General features: G+C 55.8%; 18 protein-coding genes. 6 read left to right on the plus strand and 12 right to left on the minus strand.

Annotated elements, in window-relative coordinates:
- Positions 1-114: 114 nt before the first annotated feature.
- From DPA2511_RS19900 to DPA2511_RS19925, 6 genes are all read right to left on the minus strand, one after another.
- The gene (locus DPA2511_RS19900; protein ID WP_015855512.1) at positions 115-1,299 is read right to left on the minus strand and encodes an aminotransferase-like domain-containing protein; all 1,185 of its coding nucleotides are present in this window, start codon (positions 1,297-1,299) and stop codon (positions 115-117) included.
- A 73-nt stretch (positions 1,300-1,372) separates the two neighbouring features.
- The gene (livF, locus tag DPA2511_RS19905) at positions 1,373-2,074 is read right to left on the minus strand and encodes a high-affinity branched-chain amino acid ABC transporter ATP-binding protein LivF (protein ID WP_015855513.1); all 702 of its coding nucleotides are present in this window, start codon (positions 2,072-2,074) and stop codon (positions 1,373-1,375) included.
- 5 nt (positions 2,075-2,079) lie between these two features.
- Positions 2,080-2,850, minus strand: a complete 771-nt coding sequence (gene livG / locus DPA2511_RS19910) for a high-affinity branched-chain amino acid ABC transporter ATP-binding protein LivG (protein WP_015855514.1) — start codon at positions 2,848-2,850, stop codon at positions 2,080-2,082.
- Entirely contained in the window at positions 2,847-4,124 is a 1,278-nt protein-coding gene (locus DPA2511_RS19915; protein WP_015855515.1) for a high-affinity branched-chain amino acid ABC transporter permease LivM, read from the minus strand. Before DPA2511_RS19915 ends, livG begins: the two co-directional genes overlap by 4 nt.
- The gene (livH, locus tag DPA2511_RS19920) at positions 4,121-5,047 is read right to left on the minus strand and encodes a high-affinity branched-chain amino acid ABC transporter permease LivH (RefSeq protein ID WP_015855516.1); all 927 of its coding nucleotides are present in this window, start codon (positions 5,045-5,047) and stop codon (positions 4,121-4,123) included. The genes DPA2511_RS19915 and livH overlap by 4 nt, the downstream gene beginning before the upstream one ends.
- A gap of 79 nt (positions 5,048-5,126) precedes the next feature.
- On the minus strand, positions 5,127-6,239 hold the full coding sequence (locus tag DPA2511_RS19925) for a branched-chain amino acid ABC transporter substrate-binding protein (protein WP_015855517.1): 1,113 nt from the start codon (positions 6,237-6,239) through the stop codon (positions 5,127-5,129).
- Between the two features lie 400 nt (positions 6,240-6,639).
- On the opposite strand from DPA2511_RS19925, the gene panM reads away from it, so the two are divergent.
- Positions 6,640-7,071, plus strand: a complete 432-nt coding sequence (panM, locus tag DPA2511_RS19930; protein ID WP_015855518.1) for an aspartate 1-decarboxylase autocleavage activator PanM — start codon at positions 6,640-6,642, stop codon at positions 7,069-7,071.
- A gap of 57 nt (positions 7,072-7,128) precedes the next feature.
- On the opposite strand, the gene rpoH is transcribed toward panM, so the two are convergent.
- The 4 genes from rpoH to ftsY all read right to left on the minus strand — a co-directional run bounded on the left by rpoH (position 7,129) and on the right by ftsY (position 11,221).
- Positions 7,129-7,986, minus strand: coding sequence for an RNA polymerase sigma factor RpoH (rpoH, locus tag DPA2511_RS19935; RefSeq protein ID WP_015855519.1), 858 nt, complete (start codon positions 7,984-7,986; stop codon positions 7,129-7,131).
- Positions 7,987-8,287: 301 nt separating this feature from the next.
- Positions 8,288-9,259: a permease-like cell division protein FtsX gene (gene ftsX, locus DPA2511_RS19940; protein ID WP_015855520.1), complete on the minus strand. Its 972-nt coding sequence runs from the start codon at positions 9,257-9,259 to the stop codon at positions 8,288-8,290.
- Entirely contained in the window at positions 9,246-9,917 is a 672-nt protein-coding gene (gene ftsE, locus DPA2511_RS19945; protein ID WP_015855521.1) for a cell division ATP-binding protein FtsE, read from the minus strand. The genes ftsX and ftsE overlap by 14 nt, the downstream gene beginning before the upstream one ends.
- 5 nt (positions 9,918-9,922) lie before the next feature.
- Positions 9,923-11,221 carry a signal recognition particle-docking protein FtsY gene (ftsY, locus tag DPA2511_RS19950; protein ID WP_015855522.1) on the minus strand — a complete coding sequence of 433 codons (1,299 nt, stop codon included), beginning with the start codon at positions 11,219-11,221 and terminating at the stop codon, positions 9,923-9,925.
- Between the two features lie 403 nt (positions 11,222-11,624).
- On the opposite strand from ftsY, the gene rsmD reads away from it, so the two are divergent.
- Together rsmD and DPA2511_RS19960 are read left to right on the plus strand one after the other, a co-directional pair.
- Positions 11,625-12,224 (plus strand): 16S rRNA (guanine(966)-N(2))-methyltransferase, encoded by a 600-nt coding sequence (rsmD, locus tag DPA2511_RS19955; RefSeq protein WP_015855523.1) that lies wholly within the window; start codon positions 11,625-11,627, stop codon positions 12,222-12,224.
- Positions 12,224-12,514, plus strand: coding sequence for a DUF1145 family protein (locus DPA2511_RS19960; RefSeq protein WP_015855524.1), 291 nt, complete (start codon positions 12,224-12,226; stop codon positions 12,512-12,514). The genes rsmD and DPA2511_RS19960 overlap by 1 nt, the downstream gene beginning before the upstream one ends.
- Before the next feature lie 50 nt (positions 12,515-12,564).
- Here the strand turns inward: DPA2511_RS19960 and DPA2511_RS19965 are convergent, their stop codons facing one another.
- On the minus strand, positions 12,565-12,891 hold the full coding sequence (locus DPA2511_RS19965) for a DUF1820 family protein (protein WP_015855525.1): 327 nt from the start codon (positions 12,889-12,891) through the stop codon (positions 12,565-12,567).
- Between the two features lie 146 nt (positions 12,892-13,037).
- Here DPA2511_RS19965 and DPA2511_RS19970 point away from each other — a divergent pair, with 146 nt between their 5' ends.
- Entirely contained in the window at positions 13,038-13,667 is a 630-nt protein-coding gene (locus DPA2511_RS19970; RefSeq protein WP_015855526.1) for a lysoplasmalogenase, read from the plus strand.
- A gap of 56 nt (positions 13,668-13,723) precedes the next feature.
- Here the strand turns inward: DPA2511_RS19970 and tusA are convergent, their stop codons facing one another.
- Positions 13,724-13,969 (minus strand): sulfurtransferase TusA, encoded by a 246-nt coding sequence (gene tusA, locus DPA2511_RS19975; protein ID WP_015855527.1) that lies wholly within the window; start codon positions 13,967-13,969, stop codon positions 13,724-13,726.
- Between the two features lie 263 nt (positions 13,970-14,232).
- Between tusA and DPA2511_RS19980 the strand changes: the two genes are divergently transcribed.
- Positions 14,233-14,904: a 7-cyano-7-deazaguanine/7-aminomethyl-7-deazaguanine transporter gene (locus DPA2511_RS19980; RefSeq protein ID WP_015855528.1), complete on the plus strand. Its 672-nt coding sequence runs from the start codon at positions 14,233-14,235 to the stop codon at positions 14,902-14,904.
- Positions 14,905-15,095: 191 nt separating this feature from the next.
- Entirely contained in the window at positions 15,096-15,668 is a 573-nt protein-coding gene (locus tag DPA2511_RS19985; RefSeq protein ID WP_015855529.1) for a DcrB family lipoprotein, read from the plus strand.
- The last annotated feature ends 67 nt before the right edge of the window (positions 15,669-15,735 follow it).

A 15,735-nucleotide genomic window follows, 5' to 3' on the forward strand; every position in this document is an offset into this window, starting at 1 on the left:
CATGTTGCGGAGCGCAGGATAATAACGACCGCCGAGGAAATCAGCCCGGCAGCCATTCGCCGGGTGTTATTCCCTGATGACGGTTTATATCCCGCCGTCATCAGGGGACAGGTCTTACAGCGCGCGCCGCAGGCGGGCTACGGCTTCATGCATCTGCTCTTGTGTCGCGGTCGCGAAAGAGAGGCGCAGCGTTGAGCGATCTGGATGGTCGGCGAAGAAGAATTCACCGGGCACGAATACCACGCCTTGTTCCAGCGTCTTCTGCAACCAAGCGGTGGTATCGAACGGTTGACGGAAACGCGCCCACAGGAACATCCCGCCTTCCGGCTGGTTGAATTCGATGACATCCCCCAGCTCACTGGCCATCAGTTCGGACAGCAGTTCGCCTTTCTGGCGGTAAGCCTCACGAATCTTGTCAATCTGCGCCGGCAGACGCCCGGTTCCCAGATAGTATTCCACGATAGTCTGAGACAGCGAGCTGGCGTGCAGGTCGGCGGCCTGTTTGATGATCGCCACTTTGTGCAGCAGCCAGTCGGGCAGAATCGCCCAGCCCAGACGCAGCCCCGGCGCCAGAATCTTGGAGAACGACGAGGTATACACCACGCGATCGGCATGGCCAGCCTCTTGCGCCAGCTGGTAAATCGTCGTTTGGCGCGTCTCGGTAAAGCGCAGTTCGCCATACGGATCGTCTTCAATGATCAGAAAACCGTGGCGTACCGCCAGTTCCAGCAGTTGACGACGGCGGGCTTCGCTCAGCGTCACACCGCTCGGATTGCCGAAATTCGGCACCAGATACACGCCTTTGATGCGCGTGGTTTCCAGCAGCGCGGCCAGTTCGTCCACCACCATGCCGTACTCGTCGGATCCGACCGACATCACCTGCGCTTCGGCCAGCTCCAGCGTTTGCAGCGCCGCCAGATAGGTCGGGCGCTCCACCACAAAAATATCCTGCGGGTTGGCGGTCGCGCGCATCACCAGATCCAGCGCCTGCTGGGAACCGGCGGTCACGACAATCTCTTCCGCGTGGGTCTTGATGCCGCGTAACGCGCACAGTTCGGCGATACGCTCACGCAATACCGGGCTGCCCTCGGTCAGGCCATATTGGAACGCCGATGACGGCTGTTCGGTAATCGCCCGTTGGGTCGCTTCGTTAAGCCCCTGGAAATCAAATAACGCTTCAGAAGGAATGCCGCCCGCCAACGAAATCACGCCGTCCATTTTGCTGTGCTTCAGCAATTCACGAATTGCGGAGCTTTTCAGGCGCGCCATACGCTGCGCCAGTAACCCATCCGTTGACATGTTGAGTCTCACTTAATTGTTTGCAAGAAATGATGACATTAAGCGGGCCGGAGAATACCGGCTCGGGGAGATTCTAACCGCCAAGATAGGCGGAACGCACGGCTTCATTCGCTAATAATGCCGCACCGGTATCTTCTAGTACCACATGGCCGTTTTCCAGCACATAACCCCGATCAGCCAGACGAAGTGCCTGGTTAGCGTTCTGCTCCACCAGGAAGATAGTCATGCCTTCTGCGCGCAACCGCTGGATGGTGTCGAAGATCTGCTGGATGATGATCGGCGCCAGGCCGAGCGACGGTTCATCCAGCAACAGCAGACGCGGCTGGCTCATCAATGCCCGGCCGATGGCGAGCATCTGTTGTTCACCGCCGGACATGGTGCCCGCCCGCTGAGTACGGCGTTCAAACAGTCGCGGGAACAGCTCGTACACCCGTGCGATACGCTGCTGATACAGCTCGCGCTTGACGAAAAAACCGCCCATCGACAGATTCTCTTCCACCGTCATGCGGGAAAATACGCGGCGACCTTCCGGCACGATGGCGATGGCTTCACGCATGATGCGCGCCGTCGGCCAGCCGGTGATGTCCTTCCCATCAAACACGATGGAACCTGCGGACGCACGCGGTTCGCCGCACAGCGTACCCAGCAGTGTGGTTTTGCCCGCGCCGTTGGCGCCGATCAGCGTCACGATCTCGCCCTGGTTGATATGCAGGCTAACCTGATGCAGCGCCTGGATTTTACCGTAGTGCGCGGAAACCTGATTAAATGACAGCATAGTTCTTATCCTTCACCCAGATACGCGCGGATCACATCCGGGTTGTTGCGAATGTCGGCGGGCGTACCGTTGGCCAGCGGCGTCCCTTGATTCACCACGTAAATCCGATCGGAAATACCCATCACCAATTTCATGTCGTGTTCGATCAGCAGCACCGAAACTTGGTGGTTACTGCGCAGGTCGACAATCAGTTCGTCCAGTTCTTCCGTCTCTTTCGGGTTGAGGCCCGCGGCGGGTTCGTCCAGCATCAGCAACTCCGGCCGAGTCACCATGCAGCGGACGATCTCCAGCCGACGTTGCTGACCGTATGCCAGATTGCCCGCCTGACGATTCGCCAACTCCAGCAATCCCACGCGCTCCAGCCAAATAGCCGCGCGCTGACGGGCATCCGCTTCTGCACGACGGAACGACGGCGTTTTCAGCAGACCAGAGAACACCCCGCTTTTGAGGTGCTGATGTTGCGCCACCAGCAGGTTTTCGATCACCGTCATCTCGCGGAACAGACGCACATGTTGAAAAGTGCGCACCACGCCCATTCGGGCAATCTGCTGCCCCGGCAACCCTTCCAGGTGGCGGTCGCGCAACACAATAGTGCCGCCCGTTGGACGGTAAAACCCGGTCAGGCAGTTGAACACCGTCGTCTTCCCCGCCCCGTTGGGGCCGATCAGCGAAACGATTTCACCCTGATGCAGATCCAGTTCGACATTGTTGACGGCCAGCAGGCCGCCGAAGCGCATCATCAGGCCTCTGACCGATAATAATGGCTGCGTACTCATGCCTGCCCTTCCTTCTTCTCAATCTGCAGCTTCATCTGCGGACGTTTCATCGGCAGCAGCCCCTGAGGACGCCAGATCATCATCAGTACCATCAACGCTCCCAGCAACAACATGCTGTATTCGTTCAGGTCACGCATCAGCTCACGGGACACCACCAGCAAAACCGCCGCCAGAATGACGGCGAACTGCGAGCCCATCCCGCCCAATACCACAATCGCCAGCACAAAGGCTGACTCGACGAAGGTGAAGGATTCCGGGCTGACAAACCCCTGACGGGCCGCGAACAGCGTGCCGGCGAAACCGGCGAACGCCGCGCTGATGGTGAACGCCGTCAATTTGATTTTGGTCGGGCTCAGGCCCAGTGAACGACAGGCGATTTCATCTTCGCGCAGCGCTTCCCACGCCCTGCCCAGCGGCATACGCAGCAACCGATTGATAATAAACAGCGTCAACAGCACCAGTAGCAGTGCCACCATATAGAGGAAAATAATGCGGTCGCTGGGATCGTAAGTCAGCCCGAAAAAGTGGTGGAAGGTATCCCAACCGCCTTCACGCGACGCACGGTTGAACTCCAGTCCGAACAACGTGGGCTTGGGGATTTGGCTGATACCGTTCGGCCCGCCAGTGAAACCGGTGTTGTTCAACAACAAGATACGTACAATTTCACCGAACCCCAGCGTGACGATCGCCAGATAGTCGCCGCGTAGCCTGAGTACCGGGAACCCCAGCAGGAAACCGGACAGCGCCGCCGTCAGCCCCGCCAGCGGCAAACATTGCCAGAACCCCAGACCGTAGTAGTGGCTCAGCAAGGCATAGGTGTAGGCGCCGATGGCATAAAAACCGCCGTAACCCAGCACCAGCAAGCCAGACAACCCGACCACTACGTTCAACCCCAGACCCAGCATGACGTAAATCAGCGTCAGAGTAGCGATATCCACCGTGCCGCGAGAAACTAAAAACGGCCACATGATCGCGGCGGCAATCAACGCCAACGCCAACAGTTTTTGACGCGGCGTACTGCCGTCAAAACTCGGCAGCACCAGATTGCCGGCGCCGGCTATTTTTCTCGTACCCCGTTGCAACAACGGACGCAACAGCTGGAACAGAAAGACCACCGCGCAAGCCGCGCCAATCCAATACCAACGCACCGTCTCCGCGCCATGCACCACCAGCCGTGTGCCATCCAAACTGAGCTGCATGCCCATAACGAACGCCGCCAGCACCAGCAGTATCAGCGCCGATACCACGGCATTAATCAACACATAAGGCTTCATACCTTCTCCACCTCCGGACGCCCGAGAATACCGGTGGGCATCACCAGCAGAACGACAATCAACAACGCGAAAGACACCACGTCCTTGTATTCGGTGCTGAGATAGGCCGAGGTCAGCGCCTCGGTGATACCCAGCACCAGGCCGCCGATCATCGCGCCGGGAATACTGCCGATACCGCCCAGCACTGCGGCGGTGAACGCCTTCATCCCGGCCATAAATCCGATATAGGGGTTAATCACGCCATAGAACTGGCCCAGCAGCACGCCGGCCACCGCCGCCATCGTCGCGCCGATGATGAACGTCAGCGAAATCACGCGGTCGGTGCTGATGCCAAGCAGGCTGGTCATTTTCAGATCTTCCGAACAGGCGCGACAGGCGCGGCCCATGCGGGAATAACGAATAAACAGGGTCAATGCCAGCATTGCCAGAAACGTCACCACCCAGATAGTCAACTGCATGGTGGTGATGGTCGCGGCGAAACCATTGCTTTCACCTAACACCCACTGGCCCTGGATCAGGCTGGGCAGCGCGACATCACGAGAACCTTGCGTCAGGCTGACGTAGTTCTGCAGGAAAATCGACATACCGATGGCGGAAATCAAGGCGATCAACCGTTTGGAGTCGCGCACCGGTTTGTAGGCCACACGTTCAATGCTCCAGCCGTAGGCGCTGGAAATCACAACCGCGGCGATAAAGGCTGTGCCAATCAGCAACCAGCTGGTATCGATGCCCATCATCATCAATGCGGCAATCACGATGAAAGAGACGTAGCTGCCGATCATGTAAACCTCGCCGTGAGCGAAGTTGATCATGCCGATAATGCCGTAAACCATGGTGTAGCCAATGGCGATCAGCGCATAAGTGCTGCCCAACGTCAGACCGTTGAACATCTGCTGAAGGAAATAGAGGAACTGCTCGGACATACCTTAACCTTAGACATTGCCCCCGCAGCCTGACGGCTGAGGGGGCACGGTATTTTGGGAGTAATACGGGTTCGAACGGTTACTTCGCGTTAGAGGAAGTGCCGTCTGCGTGCCACTCGAATACGCCAAACTCAAACCCTTTCAGGTCGCCTTTTTCGTCCCAGCTCAACGGGCCCATTACCGTATCCACGGACTTGGCTTTCAGATCCGCCACCAGTTTGGCCGGTTCCGCCCCGCCGGTACGCTGCATCGCCGTGGTCAGCGACTGCAGTGCGGCATAGGTAGTCCAGATGAATGGGCCGGTCGGATCCAGTTTTTTGGCTTTCAGCGCATCGACGATCGGCTGGTTGGCCGGCACCTGGTCATAACGCTTCGGCAACGTCACCAGCATGCCTTCGGACGCAGCGCCCGCGATGTTGGACAGTGAAGAGTTGCCCACACCTTCCGGCCCCATGAATTTAGTCGTCAATCCGGCAGCGCGCGCCTGACGCAGAATCTGCCCCATTTCCGGGTAATAGCCGCCGAAGTAAACGAAATCCACGTTCTCTTTCTTCAGACGCGCCACCAGCGTGGAGAAATCTTTGTCACCCGCCGTCACACCTTCAAACAGTACGATGTTCGCGTTGGCTTTTTTCAGGTTGTCCTGAACTGCACGGGCCAGACCTTCACCATACTGCTGCTTATCGTGCACTACGGCGATACGCTGCGGTTTAACCTTCTCCAGAATGTATTTTGCGGCAGTCGGCCCCTGATCGGAATCCAGGCCGGTGGTACGCATAATCAGCTTGTAGCCACGGGTGGTCAGGTCCGGCGCGGTCGCGGCCGGTGTAATCATGATCACGCCTTCATCTTCATAGATGTCGGACGCTGGCTGTGTGGAAGAAGAACACAAGTGGCCGATAACGTACTTGATGCCATCGTTGATCACCTTGTTGGCAACGGCGACCGCCTGTTTCGGGTCGCAGGCATCGTCATACTCGACGCCCACCAGTTTGTTGCCGTTTACGCCCCCTTTGGCATTGATATCAGCGATTGCCTGACGGGCGCCGGTGAACTCCATATCGCCGTATTGCGCGACCGGGCCGGACATGGCGCCGACAATCGCAACCTTGATATCGGCGGCGTTCACTACGTGGCTCATCGCCGCGACCAGACACCCCATCAACAACACTTTACCTTTGCTTAATTTCATCCGTTTTACCCCATCTGTCATTTCGGAGATTGCTATAATTATTGGCGCTAACCGTGATTACTTGCTCTTTTTCTTAAGTAATAACGAGTTAGGCTCTGTTATAAGCAATAGTTTGTAATAAGACTTTATTATTCATGATATTAAACAGGAGTTTTATGCTGCAAATCAACTGAGTTTCTCAGAAAAACACGGTGTAAACAGCATAAAATATCAGTCCTAAATGCCAGTATTTTTTTCATTTATGGTCAATTATTCTGCTTTTTACGTTGGCTAATGATCGATTACTCGAAAGATCGGTGGCGGAAAAAACATTTCCCCTGACAGCCGTAAGGGAAAAATTACACAACGCTTTTACTACAAGCTCGCTACAATATTCTTAAGGTTAATGAGGGCACAACGTATGAAACTCACGGTGGAACGCATCACAAAAATCAGCGCGCAGGATCGACACGACCTGTCTTTCATTTGGCCGCATCAGGATTTCGACATACTGGAAAAAGACCTGAACGATGATCACCGTTTGTTCGCCGCTCGCTTTAACGGCCACCTACTGGCAGGCGTCATCGTCGAAATCGATAGCAACAGCAGTTGCGCCGAATTGACCGATATGCAGGTCAGAACCTCAACCCGTCGTCATGGCGTGGGCAAGTATCTGATAGAGGAAGTCTTGCGCGCCTGTCCCGACGTCAAGGAATGGTGGCTGGATGCAGCGGATCACGCGCTGGTCAGCGAAGATGTTATGGATAAATTCATGCATTCATGCGGTTTTTACGCAGTTTCCGGCGGCTGGGAATACATTGTCAAAACGCCACAACCTGATGATGGCGCATAAAAAAACGGCCGGAAATTCCGGCCGTTAGTTTACGGATACTCGCTGTCGGGCGATCGGTTACGCCTCGATTGCCGCGCGTAATTTCTTCATGGCGTTTTTCTCAAGCTGACGGACACGTTCCGCCGACACACCGTAATAGTCCGCCAGTTCCTGCAACGTAGACTTGTTGTCGTCATCCAGCCAACGGGCGCGAATGATATGCTGGCTACGTTCGTCCAATCCTTCCAACGCATAAGCCAGTTTATCGGCCGCGTGGGTTTCCCAGTTATCTTCTTCAATGCCATCGGCAAAATCGGACGATTTGTCCTGCAGATACAGCATGGGCGCCATCGGCTGACCTGGCTGAGCATCGTCGTCTGGCGTGGGGTCATACGTCATGTCCTGCGCCGCCATGCGCGATTCCATTTCACGCACATCTTTACTGGTGACGCCCAATTCACGGGCAACCAGTTCGACTTCATCCTGGTTAAACCAGCCCAAACGTCGCTTGGTTTTGCGCAGATTAAAAAACAGTTTCCGCTGCGCCTTGGTGGTCGCCACTTTGACGATACGCCAGTTGCGCAGCACATATTCGTGGATTTCAGCCTTGATCCAGTGCACGGCAAAAGAGACCAGACGCACCCCGACATCCGGGTTGAAGCGGCGTACCGCCTTCATCAGGCCGATGTTACCTTCCTGAATCAGATCTGCCTGCGGCAGTCCATACCCGGCATAATTGCGGGCCACATGAATCACAAATCTCAGGTGTGACAGAATGAGCTGCTTGGCGGCATCCAGATCACCGTGATAATGCAGCCGTTCAGCCAGCGCCCGCTCTTCCTCCGCCGTCAGCATCGGATAGGCATTGGCGGCGCGAATATAACCTTCCAGACTGCCCTGGGGTACTAAGGCGAAAGTTTGCATATCTTTGGTCATTCCACCCCTCTCATTAATTAATCATGCCTGTTGTATATCACTGAAAGTATACCGACGGGTCATAGCAGTTTTTGTGCCTCAAACGGCATCAATATCAAAAAAACGACTCGCTGGTGGTTAGAGTGTGACTTATCGCACAAGTTCCACCCATTTTATCCATCTTAAAGTGCATATCAAGACGGATAACCGGCGATACGGGCCGCGATAACAGGGGAAAAACGCAGACAAAAAACCAGATGGAAAAGGATTTTTCCCTTGTGTGCCATCGTTGACCACAAGGGAAGAGTATACCAAAAAACATTTACTCCGGTGTAAAGCGGCGTAAATGTTGTACGGTGGCAAGCCAGGCCGCCAGCCAGCCAATCATGGCGGAAATCAGGATCAGCAGCAGCGCTTCATCCCATCCCAGACCGTGTACATTAAACGTCGTACCGAATACCGTCGCCACCTGCGACGCCGCCGACGCAAGCCGCCAGACCAGCATCTGCGACAATATCAACGACAGCAAGGCGCCGCCGCCTCCCAGCAATACGCCGCCATTGAGGAAGGGGCGCAGGATAAAACCGTCTGTCGCGCCAATCAGCTTCATCACATTGATGGTCTCGCGTCGGCTGAAAATATTCAGCCGCACGCTGTTGCCGATCACCAAAAATACTGCCGCGACCATCAATATACCGATGACTGCCGCAACCTGGCCGACCAACCCGGTCAGCGCCATCAAACGAGAGAACCAACTGTCGTCCATGCGCACTTCATCCACGCCCTGAACGGCGGCGATGCGATCACGCAAAGTGGTCAGTACCTGATTATTCTGGAACGCCAGCCGGGGCGTTACTACCGCTACAGCAGGCAGCGGGTTCTCTTCCAACATATCCAGCGCGCCGCCGAAGCCGGACCAATTGCGAAATTCCCCCATCGCTTCGTCGCGGGTCAGATAATTAACTTTATCAACACCCTCTTCCGCCCGGATTTTGGCGATCACTGCCTCTGCGGCATTGTCGTCGAGCGATTTATCCAAATAGACCGTCAGTTGCGGCGAGGGATACCACTGGGCAGCGGCCTGACTGGCATTTTTCCATACCAGATAGCAGATACTGGGCAACGTCAGTGAAATGGCGATCACCATAACGGTCAGCAACGTCGCCAACGGCTGGCGCAGCATATCTCTTAGCGTATTAGCCCAGGCGTAGCGCCACTGTTCCTGCCAGCCACCATTCAGCGATCGAGCGCCGACGGCGGCGCGCTTCTCTTTATGCGGCTTATTCTTCACCATCATGGCCTCCCAGCATGCGCCCCTGAGACAGCGTCAACACCCGATAATTGCGGCGGGAAATCAGACTGGTATCGTGAGTCGCCATCAGCACCGTGACACCCACACGGTTGAATTCCTCGAACAGACGCAAAATGCCTTCCGACAATGCATCGTCAAGGTTGCCGGTCGGTTCGTCCGCCAACAGCACCACCGGCTTATTGACGACTGCCCGGGCAATACCCACCCGTTGCTGCTCGCCGCCGGACAGCTGGATAGGGTAACTGCGGGCCTTATCCAACAACCCCACCTTGTCCAACGCCGCGGAGGTACGACGGCGAATATCCTCTGGGCCGGCGCCGGCGATCACCAGCGGCATTGCCACATTTTCGTATACCGTGCGATCCATCAGTAAATGGTGATCCTGAAAGATCATGCCGATCTGGCGGCGCAAAAACGGGACTTCCCGCTTCTTCAACCGGCTAATATCGTGACCGCCGAACAGGATATGACCGGCGCTCGGCCTTTCGATACCGCAGATCAACTTCAGCAGGGTGCTTTTCCCTGCACCGGAGTGACCGGTCAGAAACACCATCTCGGCCGGGTGGATATGAAAATCGACCCCCTGTAACGCCTGGCGGCCGCCAAGATAGGCTTTGCTGACCTGTTCAAAACGAATCATCCGTTTTAATCCTCGCGGGCAAACAGTGCCTCAATAAAGTCGTCAGCCTTGAAAGGCCGCAAATCATCAATGCCTTCACCGACACCGATGTATCGAATCGGAATACCAAACTGGTCGGCAATCGCAAAAATCACGCCGCCCTTGGCGGTACCGTCCAGCTTGGTCAGGGCGATCCCCGTCAAGCCTACCGCCTCATCAAACAACCTGGCCTGACTGACGGCATTTTGTCCGGTGCTGGCATCCAGCGTCAGCATGACTTCATGCGGCGCATCGTCGTCCAGTTTCTTCATCACCCGCACGATTTTCTTCAGTTCTTCCATCAGGTGGGACTTGTTCTGCAAACGACCAGCCGTATCGGCAATCAACACGTCAACGCCGCGCGCTTTGGCCGCCTGAATAGCGTCGAAAATCACCGATGCGGAATCCGCGCCGGTATGCTGCGCCACGACCGGAACGTTATTGCGTTGACCCCAAACCTGCAGTTGCTCCACCGCCGCCGCACGGAAGGTATCGCCCGCCGCCAACATGACGGATTTCCCCTCGGCCTGATACTGACGCGCCAGCTTGCCGATAGTGGTGGTTTTTCCCACGCCGTTGACGCCGACCATCAGGATGACGAACGGCGTTTTGCCCTCAATCACCAACGGCTCGTCCGCTTTCGCCAGAATGCCGCTCATCTCCGTTTTCAGCAGGCTCAGCAACGCATCCGCATCTTTCAACTGCTTACGGTCGGCGTGCTCCGTCAATCGCTCGATGATCTTGCGCGTGGTTTCCACACCCACATCCGCAATAAGCAGCTGTTCTTCCAGCTCATCAAACAAATCGTCATCGATTTTCTTGCCGCGGAACAATCCGACGAATCCGGAACCCAGGTTCTGCCGGGTTTTGACCAGGCTGCGCTTCAGGCGAGCGAAGAACCCTTCTTTTGTCGGGCGTTCCTGCTCCTGAGGCGCCGCCGGCATCGCTACCGGCGCAGCCAGCGGTGCGCTCGGCGGCTCATCGACTATCGCCGCTTCCGCGACGACGACAGACTCATCGGGCACAACCGGACGTTCCTCATCCGATACGGCCAACACTTCCGGCTCCGCTGGCGACATAGTTTCGGATATCGCTGCGTCAACCTCTGGTTCGGCCATATCCCGAAGTACGGAAACGTCCTCGGCAGCGACGGTCTCTGACACAGAATCCGCTGTTTCACCGGATTCAGCAGGCGCGTGCTCCGCCGTTACCTCTTCCGGGTTAGTCTCTTCCTGACGCCCCAATCCCAACCAGGAAAAAAATCCGCGCTTTTTCTCTTTCGCCATCGTGTTCTTGCGCTCCTGCCACCAATGCGGTTGCTCTATAGCCAATGAAATCAATAAAGCCGCAAGTTTAACACTTTCCCGCAGCCAGCAACACGCGCTGCGCCACTATGGTCATGGACAATCTCCGTAACCAGGTGTGTCATGCGCCATGCCGGATTAGCGTTTCCAATCATGGCCCGAGATCAGTGCCGACGTCTGCCACGTTCAAGGCTACCGGGTATCATTAAAGCGACGTTAACATCTCTCAATTGCCGGGAACGCCACGGTTTATGCAAAAAACAGTGACAAGACACACCCTAAATCATCCTGCGGTGATCCATTCTTCTTAACAATTAATTAGAATAGCGGCCCAACAACTCCGATATGTCGCCAATACTTGCGACGCTCAGTGAAACATCAGGCTATGGCAAAACATCATTCGACATCCGTTCCCGGTCAAATCCGCATTATTGGCGGTCAGTGGCGCGGCAGAAAACTTCCCGTACCAGATAGCCCCGGCCTGCGTCCCACCACCGATCGCGTGCGCGAAACGCTCTTCAACTGGCTGGCGCCGGTCATTCAGCAATCCCGCTGTCTGGACTGCTTTGCCGGCAGCGGCGCCCTCGGTTTAGAAGCGCTGTCACGCTACGCCGCTCATGCCACGCTGCTCGAGGCCGAACGCAATGTCGCCCGTCAGCTAACACAAAACCTGGCGGTACTAAAGGCGGAAAACGCCAGCGTCATCCATACCGACAGCCTGCAGTGGCTAGCCGGCGAAGGCTCGCCTTATGACGTGGTTTTTCTCGACCCGCCCTTTCGGCGTGGGCTGCTGGATGACACCCTCATGCTGCTGGAAGCAAACGGCTGGTTAGCGGAGGAAGCCTGGATCTATATAGAAACAGAAGCGGAAAATCATGCGCTCACCCTGCCTGCTAATTGGGCGCTGCACCGTGAAAAAACCGCAGGTCAAGTCGCTTATCGCCTCTATATCCGCCACGCTGCCGAACGCAGCAAGGAGCAATGATGATCGTATGGATTAATCTCGGCCGGCTGGTGATGCTGGGCGTGTGGAGCATTCTTATCACCAACCTGGTTCACCCGTTTCCCCGGCCATTGAATATCTTCATGGTATTGGCCACGGTCTTCATGCTGTTGATGCACGGCGTGCAGTTTCTGCTGCTCAAAGCCAGCCAACCCAAGGATGCGCCGCCGCTCAGTCGGGGCCTACAATTGCGTTTCTTTCTGTTCGGCGTATTTGAATTGCTGGCGTGGCAGCGCAAACAACCGCCAATATCGCCGAAGCATCGCCGCTGAATCAGTAGACAGGCGCACATCAGTGCGCCGAAATCAGGAAGGCGGCGTAATCAGGTTTTTTTGCCGGGCAGGAAAGGAAAGTGGGACACATTGTCGCCCAGTTCCGAAATCCGGGCACTGCCCCGGTCACGTTCGGTCACGGCATCAATGCGAATCACCGCCGGTATGGGAATATAACTGCGGCCGACGCCGGAAAACTCGGTTTTCAGCTTTTCCGTCGTCGGATCAACCAGCACCGCGGACTGACTGTCGAACACAAAGTCAGCGATCTCGATAAATCCGAACAGATTGCTCTGCACCAGTTCCCGCACGTAAAGCTGATAGTTTTTGCCGTTATTCATAAACTGAATACGGTACAGCACGGGTTCATTGCTCATTAAACAACCTTCTCCTCCGGCCATGAGCCGGGTATCATCATCTCGTCACAAAACTGGGCGTTAACATAACATGAACCCCCGCCACCCGCATCAGGCGAGCCTTACCCCCTTATCCGACGGCGTTTTCCCTTAAATAAGGATGACTTATGCTCTGGTCTTTTATTGCTGTATTCCTTTCCGGCTGGCTGTACGTTGATGCCAGCTACCGTGGCCCGGTCTGGCAACGCTGGTTGTTCAAACCGGTTACGCTGCTGCTGATGATGCTGATGGTCTGGCAGACGCCGACGCTGGGCCTGCAGGGCTATCTGGTCATCCTGGCTCTGGCCGCTACGCTGGCGGGCGATGCGCTGCTGTTACTGCCGAATCAGAAAATACGCTTCGCCGTCGCAGCTTACTTCGTCAGTCATTTGCTCTACTGCGTCAGCTTCTTCGTCTCACAACTGTCGTTCGGTTTTTTCTGGCCCCTGCCTGTGGCGTTGGTTGTCGTAACGACCTTGTTGCTGGTACTGCTGGGTTCACGGCTAAAAGAGGAGCGTTGGTCAGTTACCGCGCTGGTCGTCATGACGGCGCTGATGGTCTGGGTAGCGGGGGAGCACTATTTTTCGCTCGGTTCGGACGCCAACTTCGCGCTAATCGCAGGGGCCGTCTTGCTGTTTATCGGGCATGCCGTCTGGCTGATACACCATTTTCGCTTACCGTTCCGCGCCCATCAGGCGCTGCTGGCCATGTGTTACTTCGGCGGACACTTCCTGATAGTCCGCGCGCTCTATATCTAAACAGATCCCGCAGACAGGCCGCCGAAGCGGCCTGTACAACGCAGATATCGCACCGGCTACACCCCTTTGCGCAATAGATAGCGATACGGCAGGCTATCAATGGTCTGCGCCAACAATTCATGCTCCATATAACGGCAAAACCCGGGAATATCGCGGGTCGTCGCGGGATCATCGGCGATGATCAGCAACGTCTGTCCGGTTTCCATCTGGCGCACGGCCTTACGCACCATCATCACCGGCTCCGGACAGCGCAACCCTTGTGCATCCAGCGTCCTGTCCGGATTGGCAAAAATATCGCTCATGAACACTTCCGTCGTTATTCTTTGAAGTAAAACAGTGGATTTCACCACGCCGTCATCATTTAAACAACGCGGCCGCGCCTAGTTTACGCCACACACTATCAGGCGCAAACCACTGTAGCGACGCTACTGTTTTGCACAAAAATTAACCATTGCAAAGATAGGTCAATTGGGTATGATTCCGCCACGTTATCGTCAATAAGGGACGGCGAGAACGGGGCAATTTATCTGGGTTCCCTCACCCCAATCACCAAAAAGGTCACACCATGTTCCAATTTACTGCTCAACAGCGGCTGACAGCGTTGTGCTGGCTGTCTCTATTCCATATTTTGATTATCACATCCAGTAACTATCTGGTGCAGCTGCCGATTATTCTGTTTGGCTTCCATACCACCTGGGGTGCGTTCACTTTCCCGTTTATCTTTCTGGCCACCGACCTGACTGTGCGTATTTTTGGCGCGCCGTTGGCCCGCCGTATCATTCTGACGGTCATGATTCCGGCGTTGCTGATTTCCTATCTGGTATCCGTGCTGTTCTATCAGGGCGGCTGGCAGGGGTTCAGCGCGCTGAGTCAGTTGAACATCGTGGTCGCTCGCATCGCGACGGCAAGCTTTATGGCCTATGTGCTGGGGCAGATTCTGGACGTACATGTCTTCAATCGGCTGCGTCAGTTGAAAGCATGGTGGGTCGCACCAGCAGCATCCGCCGTACTGGGCAATCTGAGCGACACCGTCGCCTTCTTCTTCATTGCCTTTTACCGCAGCCCGGATGCCTTCATGGCCAGCCATTGGACGGAAATCGCAACCGTGGATTATTTCTTCAAGATATCGATTAATCTGATCTTTTTCCTGCCGATGTACGGTGTCGCCCTCAATATGCTGCTGCGCCGTCTGAGCCAGCGAGCCGCCAAGGCGGCGTATCAGGATCAAACCGCCTGACAGACACCAGACTGCAGCGGCGCCAACTCGACATCCGCAAGCGCAGTCTAGGAATAACCGGAAAGTTGCCCGCCCCCTCTGTTTTCGGGGGGTAAAGACAGGTTTGTAACGATAAAACGCTTGTTTTTACCGCCCGGATCAGGTGCCATAACGCCACTGTTTTACCTGACCAAAATAAAGAAAGGATACCCATGCCGAAGTTAGTGAAATATTTCGGAATCGGGCTGCTGGCAGCGACGCTGGCGGCCTGTGACGGCAACAGTGGCAAAAATAGTGTTAACGCGCCTGCATCGGCGCCGGCCGCAACCGCCGCCGCCACGAAACCCGTTTCAGTTTCTCTGCTGGCGGGCAAACTGTCGTTCACGCTGCCCGCAGGTCTGAGCGATCAGACGGACAAACTGGGCAACCAGAAAAACAACACGCACCTGTATGCAGACCCGAGCGGCAAGCAGGCAATCATCGTTATTGAGGGCGAAGATTCACCGCTGGATCTGCCAACAATCGGTAAGAATCTTGAAAATCAGCAGCATGCACGCGATGCGAATCTGCAGGTTCTGAGCAACAAAGCGATCGACGTCAACGGCCATGCGGCCCAGCAACTGGAAAGCGTCATCACGACCAGCGGACAGAAGTCTTACTCGTCCATCGTGCTCACCAAAGTGGATAACCGCCTGGTTACACTGCAAATCACGCTCCCAGCCGATAACCTGCCACAGTCGCAGACCGACGCCGGTAACATCCTCAGCACGTTGAAAATCAACTGACAACCACCGCCTCCCAAAGCAGTTGTTTCGGGCTGACAACAAACGCCGGGCGGCTCCGCCCGGCGTT

Origin of the sequence: Musicola paradisiaca NCPPB 2511, assembly GCF_000400505.1 — a bacterium.
Taxonomy (GTDB): Bacteria; Pseudomonadota; Gammaproteobacteria; order Enterobacterales; family Enterobacteriaceae; genus Musicola; species Musicola paradisiaca.